General features: G+C 63.0%; 9 protein-coding genes. 8 read left to right on the top strand and 1 reads right to left on the bottom strand.

From position 1 onward, the window contains the following. Positions 1-2: 2 nt before the first annotated feature. From EOA33_RS12755 to mgrA, 7 genes are all read left to right on the top strand, one after another. Positions 3-1,163 carry an ABC transporter substrate-binding protein gene (locus tag EOA33_RS12755; protein WP_245482322.1) on the top strand — a complete coding sequence of 387 codons (1,161 nt, stop codon included), beginning with the start codon at positions 3-5 and terminating at the stop codon, positions 1,161-1,163. Between the two features lie 101 nt (positions 1,164-1,264). Continuing rightward, positions 1,265-2,158 (top strand): sugar ABC transporter permease, encoded by an 894-nt coding sequence (locus EOA33_RS12750; protein ID WP_126058247.1) that lies wholly within the window; start codon positions 1,265-1,267, stop codon positions 2,156-2,158. 7 nt (positions 2,159-2,165) lie between these two features. Then, a complete protein-coding gene (locus tag EOA33_RS12745) occupies positions 2,166-3,086 on the top strand; it encodes a carbohydrate ABC transporter permease (protein ID WP_245455782.1) in 921 nt (306 codons plus the stop codon). After that, the gene (locus tag EOA33_RS12740) at positions 3,086-4,183 is read left to right on the top strand and encodes an ABC transporter ATP-binding protein (protein ID WP_126059357.1); all 1,098 of its coding nucleotides are present in this window, start codon (positions 3,086-3,088) and stop codon (positions 4,181-4,183) included. The genes EOA33_RS12745 and EOA33_RS12740 overlap by 1 nt, the downstream gene beginning before the upstream one ends. Before the next feature lie 47 nt (positions 4,184-4,230). Beyond that, complete coding sequence (locus EOA33_RS12735; protein ID WP_127405787.1) at positions 4,231-4,977, top strand: sugar phosphate isomerase/epimerase; 747 nt, start codon at positions 4,231-4,233, stop codon at positions 4,975-4,977. An 11-nt stretch (positions 4,978-4,988) separates the two neighbouring features. Beyond that, positions 4,989-6,131: a Gfo/Idh/MocA family oxidoreductase gene (locus EOA33_RS12730; RefSeq protein ID WP_126058250.1), complete on the top strand. Its 1,143-nt coding sequence runs from the start codon at positions 4,989-4,991 to the stop codon at positions 6,129-6,131. Between the two features lie 134 nt (positions 6,132-6,265). Beyond that, a complete protein-coding gene (gene mgrA / locus EOA33_RS12725; protein ID WP_126058251.1) occupies positions 6,266-7,312 on the top strand; it encodes an L-glyceraldehyde 3-phosphate reductase in 1,047 nt (348 codons plus the stop codon). Positions 7,313-7,384: 72 nt separating this feature from the next. Here mgrA and EOA33_RS12720 read toward each other — a convergent pair whose 3' ends face one another. Beyond that, the gene (locus EOA33_RS12720) at positions 7,385-8,479 is read right to left on the bottom strand and encodes a trypsin-like serine protease (RefSeq protein WP_245482321.1); all 1,095 of its coding nucleotides are present in this window, start codon (positions 8,477-8,479) and stop codon (positions 7,385-7,387) included. A gap of 384 nt (positions 8,480-8,863) precedes the next feature. Here EOA33_RS12720 and EOA33_RS12715 point away from each other — a divergent pair, with 384 nt between their 5' ends. Next, a complete protein-coding gene (locus EOA33_RS12715; RefSeq protein WP_126058253.1) occupies positions 8,864-9,970 on the top strand; it encodes a serine protease in 1,107 nt (368 codons plus the stop codon). Positions 9,971-10,234 lie beyond the last annotated feature (264 nt).

Raw genomic sequence — 10,234 nt, 5'->3', positions numbered from 1 at the left:
ATCTGGAAGTCACCCATTGGTGGACGTCCGGCGGCGAAGCGGCGGCTGTTGCCGAGCTGGCCAAGGCCTTCGACGCAACGGGCAATCACTGGGTCGACGGCGCCATCGCCGGTTCCGGCGGCACGGCGCGGCCGATCATGATCAGCCGCATCACCGGCGGCGACCCGATGGGCGCCACCCAGTTCAACCACGGCAGGCAGGCGGAAGAGCTGGTGCAGGCCGGCCTGATGCGCGACCTCACCGATATCGCCACCAAGGGCAAATGGACGGAAGTCGTGCGGCCGAAGAGCTTGCTCGACAGCTGCACCATCGACGGCAAGATCTATTGCGTGCCGGTCAACATCCATTCCTGGCAATGGCTGTGGCTGTCCAACGCGGCCTTCGAAAAGGCCGGCGTGCCGGTGCCGAAGAACTGGAATGAATATGTGGCGGCCGCCCCTGCGCTGGAGAAGGCAGGCATCATCCCGCTCGCCGTCGGTGGGCAGCCCTGGCAGGCCTCCGGCGCCTTCGACGTGCTGCTCGCGGCTGTCGGCGGCACCGATACCTTCCTCAAGGTCTACAAGGACAAGGACGCGAAATTCGCCGCCGGGCCCGAGGTCGCCAAGGTATTCAAGGCCGCGGACGATGCCCGCAAGATGGCGAAGAACACCAATGTGCAGGACTGGAACCAGGCAACCAATCTCGTCATCACCGGCAAGGCCGGTGGCCAGATCATGGGCGACTGGGCACAGGGCGAATTCCAGGTCGCCGGCCAGACCGCCGGCAAGGACTATACCTGCCTTCCAGGCCTTGGGCTGAACGAGGTGATTGCCACCGGCGGCGATGCCTTCTACTTCCCGCTGCTGAAGGACGCCGACAAGTCCAAGGCGCAGGAAGTGCTGGCCGAAACGCTGCTCGATCCCAAGACGCAGGTTGCCTTCAACCTGAAGAAGGGCTCGCTGCCGGTGCGCGGCGACGTCGACCTGCAAGCGGCGAATGACTGCATGAAGAAGGGCCTCGACATCCTGGCCAAGGGCAGCGTCATGCCCTGGACCGACCAGTTGATGTCGCAGGACAGCCAGAAGCAGAAGGAGGATCTCTTCTCCGAATTCTTCGCCAAGCCGGACTTGACCGTAGAAGACGCGCAGAAGCGTTTCGCCGACATCATCGCTTCGGCGGACTGATTGCTTTTGCCGACTGATTACGGCGCCCCCGCCAGCTCCTGGCCCCAGCCTATCCGGGGTCAGGAGCGTGATGTCGTCATTGCCCCAGCCCGGCTGTCGAGATGAGCAAGAGCGAACGCCCCAACCAGCTTTTCCGCAACCTCAATGCGAAGGTCGCCTCGATCCCGATGATCCTCACCGCGCTGGTGGTTTTCGTCGGCGGCACCGCATGGACGGTGCTCTATTCCTTCACCAACTCGAAACTGCTGCCGCGGCTAAACTTCGTCGGCCTCGACCAGTATTACCGGTTGTGGGCGACGCCGCGCTGGCTGATCTCGATCGAGAACCTCTTGATCTATGGCGTCATTTCGCTGGTGTTCTCGCTGGCGATCGGCTTCATCCTCGCCGCGTTGCTCGACCAGAAAATCCGCTTCGAAGACACATTCCGCACGATCTTCCTCTATCCCTTCGCGCTCTCGTTCATCGTCACCGGCCTGGTATGGCAGTGGCTGCTCAATCCGGACTTCGGCATTCAGGGCGTGGTGCGAAGCCTCGGCTGGACAAGCTTCAGCTTCGATCCGCTCTACAATTCCAGCATCGTCATCTACGGCATATCGATCGCGGCGCTATGGCAAGGCACCGGGCTCGTCATGTGCCTGATGCTCGCCGGCCTGCGCGGCATCGATGAGGATATCTGGAAGGCAGCGCGGGTGGACGGGATTCCGATGTGGAAGACCTATCTGTTCATCGTCATTCCGATGATGCGGCCGGTCTTCATCACCACGCTGGTCATCATCGCCGCCGGCATCGTCAAGGTCTATGACCTGGTGGTGGCCCAGACCAGCGGCGGGCCCGGCATCGCCTCCGAGGTGCCGGCAAAATACGTCTACGACTACATGTTCTTCGCCCAGAACCTCGGCCAGGGCTTTGCCGCATCGACCATGATGCTGTTGTCGGTGGTGATCGTCATCGTGCCGTGGGCCTATCTCGAATTCGGAGGCAAGAAGCGTGTCTGAGCTTGCCATCCCCCTGCCCAGCACCGCCGATGCTCTCAGGCGCGAAGCCACGGAACCGAGCGGGCCGAAGCCGCGGCACGTGTTCTCGCGCCGCAACATCTTTCTCTATGGCACGCTGATCGTGGTGGCGGTCTACTACCTCCTGCCGCTTTATGTGATGGTCGTCACCTCGCTCAAGGGCATGCCGGAGATCCGCCTCGGCAACATCTTCTCGCCGCCGCTGGAGATCACCTTCGAGCCTTGGGTCAAGGCGTGGTCGCAGGCCTGCACCGGCCTCAATTGCGACGGGCTCTCGCGCGGCTTCTGGAATTCGGTGCGTATCACCGTCCCCTCGGTGATCCTGTCGATCGCGATCGCCTCGGTAAACGGCTACGCGCTCGCCAACTGGCGCTTCAAGGGTGCCGACACGTTTTTCGTCATCCTCATCGTCGGCGCCTTCATCCCCTATCAGGTGATGATCTACCCGATCGTCATCATCCTGCGCGAGATCGGCCTCTATGGCAGCCTGAGCGGCCTGGTGATCGTGCATTCGATCTTCGGCATGCCGATCCTGACGCTTCTGTTCCGCAACTATTTCTCCTCGATGCCGGAAGAGCTGTTCAGGGCGGCGCGCGTCGACGGCGCCGGCTTCTGGGGTATCTATCTGCGCATCATGCTGCCGATGTCGCTGCCGATCTTCGTCGTCGCCGTCATCCTGCAGGTCACCGGCATCTGGAACGACTTCCTGTTCGGCGTCGTCTACACGCGGCCGGACACTTATCCGATGACGGTGCAGCTCAACAATATCGTCAATTCGGTGCAGGGCGTGAAGGAGTACAACGTCAACATGGCCGCCACCATCCTGACCGGCCTCGTGCCGCTCATCGTCTACTTCATTTCCGGCAAGCTTTTCGTGCGCGGCATCGCCGCCGGCGCGGTGAAAGGATGATGATGGACATCGCCAATCCTAGCGTGTCGATCCAGGACCTGTCGCTGAATTTCGGGTCGGTGTCAGTGCTGGAGACTCTCAACCTCGACGTCGCCGAGGGAGAGTTCATCGTGCTGCTCGGGCCGTCGGGCTGCGGCAAGTCCACCCTGCTCAACTGCATCGCCGGCCTGCTCGACATCTCGGACGGTCGCATCTTCATCAAGGGCAAGAACGTCACCTGGGAAGAGCCCAAGGACCGTGGCATCGGCATGGTGTTCCAGTCCTACGCGCTCTATCCGCAGATGACGGTGGAGAAGAACCTCTCGTTCGGACTGCGCGTTGCCGGCGTACCGAAGGAAGAGATCGCCAAACGCATCGCGCGGGCGGCGGAGATCCTGCAGATCGAGCCGCTGTTGCAGCGCAAGCCTTCGGCGCTCTCCGGCGGCCAGCGCCAGCGCGTGGCGATCGGACGGGCGCTGGTGCGCGATGTCGATGTCTTCCTGTTCGACGAGCCGCTTTCCAATCTCGACGCCAAACTGCGCTCGGAACTGCGCGTCGAGATCAAGCTCCTGCACCGCAAGCTCGAGAACACGATGATCTACGTCACCCACGACCAGATCGAGGCGATGACGCTCGCCGACCGCATCGCCGTCATGAGGGGCGGGGTCATCCAGCAGCTCGATGCGCCACAGACGATCTACAACCGGCCAGTCAACCGCTTCGTTGCCGGCTTCCTCGGTTCGCCGGCGATGAACTTCATCGACGGCAGTCTGGAGAAGGACAACGGCAACTGGCATTTCGCCGTCGAGGATGTGCGCATTCCGCTTGGCACCTATGCCTTCGAGAAGGAGCCGGCGCCGGGACCGGCCGTGTTCGGCATCCGGCCCGAGCATGTAGCCTTCAACAGCGGCGCGGGCTGGCCGTTTTCGGCGACGGCGAATGTCGAGGTGGTGGAGCCGATGGGTTCCGACACGCTGGTCTGGCTTAAGCTCGGCGGGCAGAATTTCACCGTCAGGGTGACATCGGAGCGCACGCCAAGCAACGCGGATTCGGTCAGTATCGGTTTCGATCCGATGCGCGCCTCGCTCTTCGACGCCCAATCCGGCAACCGCCTTTAGATACATCCCAACAGATCCATCCCCCAAGTAAAAACGGAATAGAGACGATGAACTGGTCATTCCAACTTTATAGCGCCCGCAATTTCCAGCCGTGGGACGGCGTACTGCAGACGCTCGGCAAGCTCGGTTACAGCCAGGTCGAAGGATTCGGCGGCGTCTATGATGATCCCAAGGCCTTCCGCGCCGAGCTCGACAAGAACCGGCTGGCCATGCCCACGGGGCATTTCTCGATCGACGCGCTGGAGAAGGACTTCGACGGCGTGCGCAAAATCGCCGATGCGCTCGGCGTCACGCTTTTGATCTGCCCCTATCTGGTCATCGAGCAGAGGCCGGCCGATGCCGCCGGCTGGCGCGGTTTCGGCGAACGGCTGGCCAAGGTGGGCGAGACGGCAAAGAAGGCCGGCTATGGCTTTGCCTGGCACAATCATGATTTCGAGTTCAAGAAGCTTGCCGACGGCTCGGTGCCACAGGACCACATGTTTGCCGTCGCGCCCGACATCGGCTGGGAGATGGACGTCGCGTGGGTGGTGCGTGGCGGCGAGGATCCGCTGCCCTGGATCGAGAAGCACGGCAAGCGCATCAGCGCCGTCCATGTCAAGGACATCGCCAAGCCGGGCGAAGGCCTTGACGAAGACGGCTGGTCGGATGTCGGCCATGGCACGATCGACTGGGCCGGCCTGATCAAGACGTTGCGGGCCAAGAGCGCCGCCAGGTACTTTGTCATGGAGCAGGACAACCCCAACGACATCGAGCGCTTCGCCCGCCGCTCCATTGCATCCGTCAAGGCTTACTAGGAACAATCGACATGGCAAAGAAACTGGGTATCGGCGTTATCGGCTGCGGCAACATCTCGAAAGCGTATTTCTCGCTGGCGCCGCTGTTCCGCGGCATCGAGATGCGCGCCTGCGCCGACATCAACATGGACGCTGCGAAGGCGCGGGCGAAGGAGTTCAAGCTGCGCGCCGAGACGGTCGAGGGGCTGCTCAAGGCGGACGATATCGACATTATCGTCAACCTGACGATTCCCGCGGTGCACTACGAGGTATCGAAAGAGGTGCTCGACGCAGGCAAGCATGTCTATTCGGAAAAGCCGTTCGTGCTGTCGATCAAGGAGGGGCTCGACCTGAAAGGCCGAGCCGAGAAGAAGGGACTGCGCATCGGCTCGGCGCCGGACACCTTCCTTGGCGGCGCGCATCAGCTGGTGCGCAACCTGATCGACACCGGCGCGCTCGGCAAGATCACCAGCGGCACCTGCCATGTGATGGGTCATGGCATGGAGCACTGGCATCCCAATCCGGACTTCTTTTTCCAGCCCGGCGCCGGCCCGGTTCTCGACATCGGGCCATATTACATCACCAATCTGATCCAGTTGGTCGGGCCGGTGAAGCAGGTCGCGGCCTTCGCCTCGACGCCGGCCAAGGAACGGACGATTTCGTCCAAACCGCGCGCGGGCGAGAAAATCCCGGTCAACACGCCGACCACCATCCACGGCTTGCTGGAATTCGAGAACGGTGCGGTGGTGACGCTCAACACCAGTTGGGATGTCTGGAGCCATGGTCATGCGCCGATGGAGCTCTATGGCGAGGCCGGATCAGTGTATGTGCCGGATCCCAATTTCTTCGGTGGCGACGTGCGTTTCACCGAGGCGGCGAAACCGGTCAAGAAGCTGCCGAAATGGAAGCATCCGTTCGGCGTCCCGAACGAAATGCATTCGCAAGGAATGATGGCCAACTACCGCACCGCCGGCCTCGCCGACATGGCGCTGGCGATCGCCGAGGGACGGCCGCATCGCTGTTCGATGGAGCTGGCGCTGCACGCCGTCGATGTGATGACCGGCCTGTTGCGCTCGGGCGAAACGGGCAAGTTCGTTGCCATGCAGACGACCTGCGAGCGGCCAGCCGCACTTGGCGTCAAGGAAGCAAAGGACCTGCTGGTCAAGAAGAAGTAGATCGCTGCGATTATCGATAATTTTTACCAGCCCTCTCCCGCTTCCCTTGGGGAGAGGGTAAAGGGTGGGCCGCAGGGCATGGTCATCGCGTTGCGGTGAACCATGCCCAATCCGTTCAGATGCGAGGATTTCCCATGCCCTACGTCGCCGCCGAAAACCGTTACGAGAAAATGCTCTACAACCGCTGTGGGCGGTCCGGCCTGAAGCTGCCCGCGATCTCGCTCGGGCTGTGGCACAATTTCGGCAACGACACGCCGCACAAGACCAAGCAGGCGATCGTGCGCCGGGCCTTCGATCTCGGCATCACGCATTTCGATCTCGCCAACAACTATGGTCCGCCGCCCGGCTCGGCGGAGACTGCCTTCGGTGAAATCCTGCGCACCGATTTCGCCGCCTATCGCGACGAGCTGATCATCTCGACCAAGGCCGGCTACGAGATGTGGCCGGGGCCATATGGCGAGTGGGGCGGGCGCAAATATGTGCTTGCCAGCCTCGACCAGAGCCTGAAGCGGATGGGCCTCGACTATGTCGACATCTTCTATTCGCACCGTTTCGACCCCGATACGCCGCTGGAAGAGACGATGGGCGCGCTCGACCATGCGGTGCGCTCGGGCAAGGCGCTCTATGCGGGCATCTCGTCCTACAACTCGCAACGCACGCGTGAGGCGGCCGACATATTGAAGCAGCTCGGCACGCCCTGCGTCATCCACCAGCCGAGCTATTCGATGCTCAACCGCTGGGTCGAGGAGGACGGGCTGCTCGACACGCTGGAAGGGCTCGGCGTCGGCTCGATCGTGTTCTCGCCGCTGGCGCAAGGCATGCTGACCGACAAGTATCTGGGCGGCATCCCGGAGGGCAGCCGCGCATCCCAGGGCAAGTCGCTCAGGCCCGCCTTCATCAACGACAAGACGATCACCAACATCAAGGCGCTGAACGCCATTGCCGGGCGTCGCGGCCAGACGCTGGCGCAGATGGCGCTGGCCTGGGTGTTGCGCAGGGGCCGGGTTACCTCGGCGCTGATCGGCGCCAGCCGGCCGGAACAGGTCGAGGATTGCGTCGGCGCGCTGAAGGCGCTCGACTTCAGCGATGCGGAACTGGCCGAGATCGACAGCTACGCGCGCGAGGCCGACATCAATTTGTGGGCAGCCTCGGCGGAACGCAAGGGCCCGCCACGCAAGTAGACGGCGCCGGCATGGCATGAAAGGAAACGGCGGGCTTTGCCCGCCGTTTCTGTTTTGAGAGCGGTGGCAGGCTCAGGGCTTGGCCGGCTTCTGAGCGGTGCCGACGCCCGCCTTGGGCTTTGCGGGCGCCGGCGTGGTCTTCATCTTCTCCTCGATCCAGCCGGAATAATTGGCCAGCCGCGTATAGATGCCGTAGGCGTTCTTGTGGCCGCAGGCCGCACTGCCGTCATTCGGCCCTTCGCCCCAGGAAACGACGCCAATCTGGACCGGGCCGTCGGCGCCGGCCATGAACAGCGGCCCGCCACTGTCGCCATTGCAGGCATCGCGCTCGCCGCTGGCGGTGCCGGCGCAGATCATGTTGCTGGTCAGCGGATCCGACATGTCGGCGGCAATGGCGCTGGCCGCCGCGTCGATGCCCTTTTCCGAATAGCGCATGCGGTGGGAGAGATCGCCAAGTGCCGCCTTCAGGTCGCGGGCGTAGATGTCCTTGATGCCGCTGTTGCAGGTCGCGTTCGGCTGCAGGTCGAGATCGGCGACCATCAGCGCCGTCGGGAAGGTGCCGTCCTGCATCTTGCCCCAACCGATGACCGTGGTCTTGCCGCTGTCTGGCGCTGCCTCATGGGCGACCTTGATCGTCGGCGCGTCCGCCGGCTCGGCCAGCCGGATCAGGCCGAGGTCGTTGTCCATCGTCTGCTCGCTGTAGCTCTCGTTGACGATGACCTCCACCGCCTTGTAGCGCTTGCCTTCGCCGAGATCGGTGGCGCCGGTGAGTACGGTAACCGCGCCGGCCGGGATCGGCCTGCCGTTGTCGACGAGGCAGTGCGCAGCCGTCAGCACCCATTGCGGCGCGATCAGGCTGCCCCCGCAGAATTGCGCGTCCGGCTGCGAGGCCGGGCTGGCGTCCAGCCTGTCGCTTGTCAGCAGCGCCACCTGGAAAGGAAAAGCGCCCTTCTCGGCCTCCTTGCCGCCATAGACGCGATCGGCACCGTCGGGGTTCTCGGCCTTGGCCTTGGCCCGTGCTTCCGCGACGCGCTTCATTGGCGAGACCGCCGCTTCCGGCCGGGCCGGCCCATCGGCAGCGTGGATGGCGTTGAGCGTCGCGAGCGCCGCGATGCCGGTCAGCAATGCTGTGGCGAGCGGCCTGAACCGATGGATGATGTTCACCATGACCTCCTGAGACGAACGTTCCCGAACAGGCCGGCCCGGCGCATGATCCGCTGCCGAGGCACTTCGAACGATCGGCCACGCAGCCCAGATCGGCGCGCGACCGGTCACAATACCGAAGTGCAACTACTGCTAATCGTGCCCGCGAGCAGAACCCGCTCAAAACCCTATAGCCCCCCACGGGCTACGTGGAAGCGATTTGTCGTTGCCAATGTTGGAATATTTTAGGCAGTATATCGCGCGGATGTTTTTGGCGGGGGCCTCAACTGACCGCGCGCAGCAATGTTCTGGTCGGCGGTTCCAAAGCTCGGTTTTGGGGCCACCACGATCTCGACAATATTTCTGTATCTTGATCCAGTCCTTGCTGACTTTTGGGAGAGTCTCACCGTGACAAAACTGACAAACACCATCATTGCGTCCGCATTTCTTTCCACCGCGATGTGGCTGGTGCCGGCCTTCGCCGCCGACCCCGGCACCGCGAATGCCGGCAATGGCGAAAGCATGCGCGATGGGGGATCGGGCGACTACACGCCGGGGCGGGCAAAGCCGATCGCGCCGCCGAAACTGACCGAGGACGAGGCCAGCCGCGCCGCGCCGCTCGCCGACGAGGACGCGGCGGTCAAGTCCTATGGCGTCGTGGGGCGTTCCGCCGACGGCAAGGAGATCAAGATCGAGGCGAACGAGGCGCTGAAGGAGCTGATCATTGAGGAGCTGAACGCGCCGGCCGACGGGCAGGGGTCCGACGCTTCCGGTCCACAGAACACCGAAGATCCGGGGCTGACTGAGGGCGAAACCGGTCGCCAGGTCTTCGGCACGGACGATCGCGAGCAGGTCAAGAACACCAAGACCTATCCGTTCTCGGCCATCGGCTACCTCGAAGCCAAGTCGCCCAAGACCGGCAAATACGGCAGCTGCTCGGCGACGCTGATCGGGCCGCGCACCGTGCTCACCGCGGCGCACTGCCTCTATAGCCATGAAGACGGCGCGTGGCTCGATGAATATCTGTTCGTGCCGGGCCTCAACGGCGGCACCGCCGACGACGCGCCGTTCGGCGCCTTCACCTATGAGAGCGCCTATATCCTGCAGGGCTTCATCGACAACTACCAGGGGTTTTACGGCTCGGTCGTGCCGTGGGATCTCGGCATCGTCACCCTGAAGCAGGACATTGGCACCAATCTCGGCTGGCTGGGCTATGCCAATTACGAGGATCTGGGCGATTTCACCGCCAACATCGTCGGTTATCCCGGCGACAAGTCGATGGGCACGATGTGGAAGGCAAGCTGCGAAGTGCACGCCGAGAACATCGGCACGGATTACTTCCAATATGACTGCGATACGTTCCCGGGCTCGAGCGGAAGCTCGGTCTACGCCTATGACAATGCCGCGAAGCAACGCGTCATCACCGGCGTCAACGTGGCCGAGGGCCCGGAAGCGAACACCGCGGTCAGGCTCAACGCCGCTAATGTCGAGTGGATCAACGGCCTCTACAAATAGGCCGGCTCAAATCTGCCTAACGGCTGCGTTGAACAGGCGGCGGGAACTCTCGCCGCCTTTTCGTTTCCGGGCGCCGCTCGACTGGCCGTTACTTGGACTGCGCCTCTGGCTGTCCCTGGCGCACATAGGCCTCGATCGCCGTGGCAAAGTTGGCTGAGCCGGCCTTGCGCTGCTTATCTATATAGCCGGCAAAGTAACTCCAGAAGGAAACGGCGTAGTCGCGAAAGTAGGCGTCCGCCACCTTGCGTGAACACAGGTCGCTCT

The organism is Mesorhizobium sp. M4A.F.Ca.ET.050.02.1.1 (assembly GCF_003997725.1).
Taxonomy (GTDB): Bacteria; Pseudomonadota; Alphaproteobacteria; order Rhizobiales; family Rhizobiaceae; genus Mesorhizobium.
This window is presented reverse-complemented; position numbering and strand designations above follow the sequence as displayed.

Coding starts and splice junctions, on each gene's coding strand:
- EOA33_RS12720 (WP_245482321.1), bottom strand. CDS start 8,479: ATGGTGAACATCATCCATCGGTTCAGGCCGCTCGCCACAGCATTGCTG.
- EOA33_RS12735 (WP_127405787.1), top strand. CDS start 4,231: ATGAACTGGTCATTCCAACTTTATAGCGCCCGCAATTTCCAGCCGTGG.
- EOA33_RS12740 (WP_126059357.1), top strand. CDS start 3,086: ATGATGGACATCGCCAATCCTAGCGTGTCGATCCAGGACCTGTCGCTG.
- mgrA (WP_126058251.1), top strand. CDS start 6,266: ATGCCCTACGTCGCCGCCGAAAACCGTTACGAGAAAATGCTCTACAAC.
- EOA33_RS12730 (WP_126058250.1), top strand. CDS start 4,989: ATGGCAAAGAAACTGGGTATCGGCGTTATCGGCTGCGGCAACATCTCG.
- EOA33_RS12750 (WP_126058247.1), top strand. CDS start 1,265: ATGAGCAAGAGCGAACGCCCCAACCAGCTTTTCCGCAACCTCAATGCG.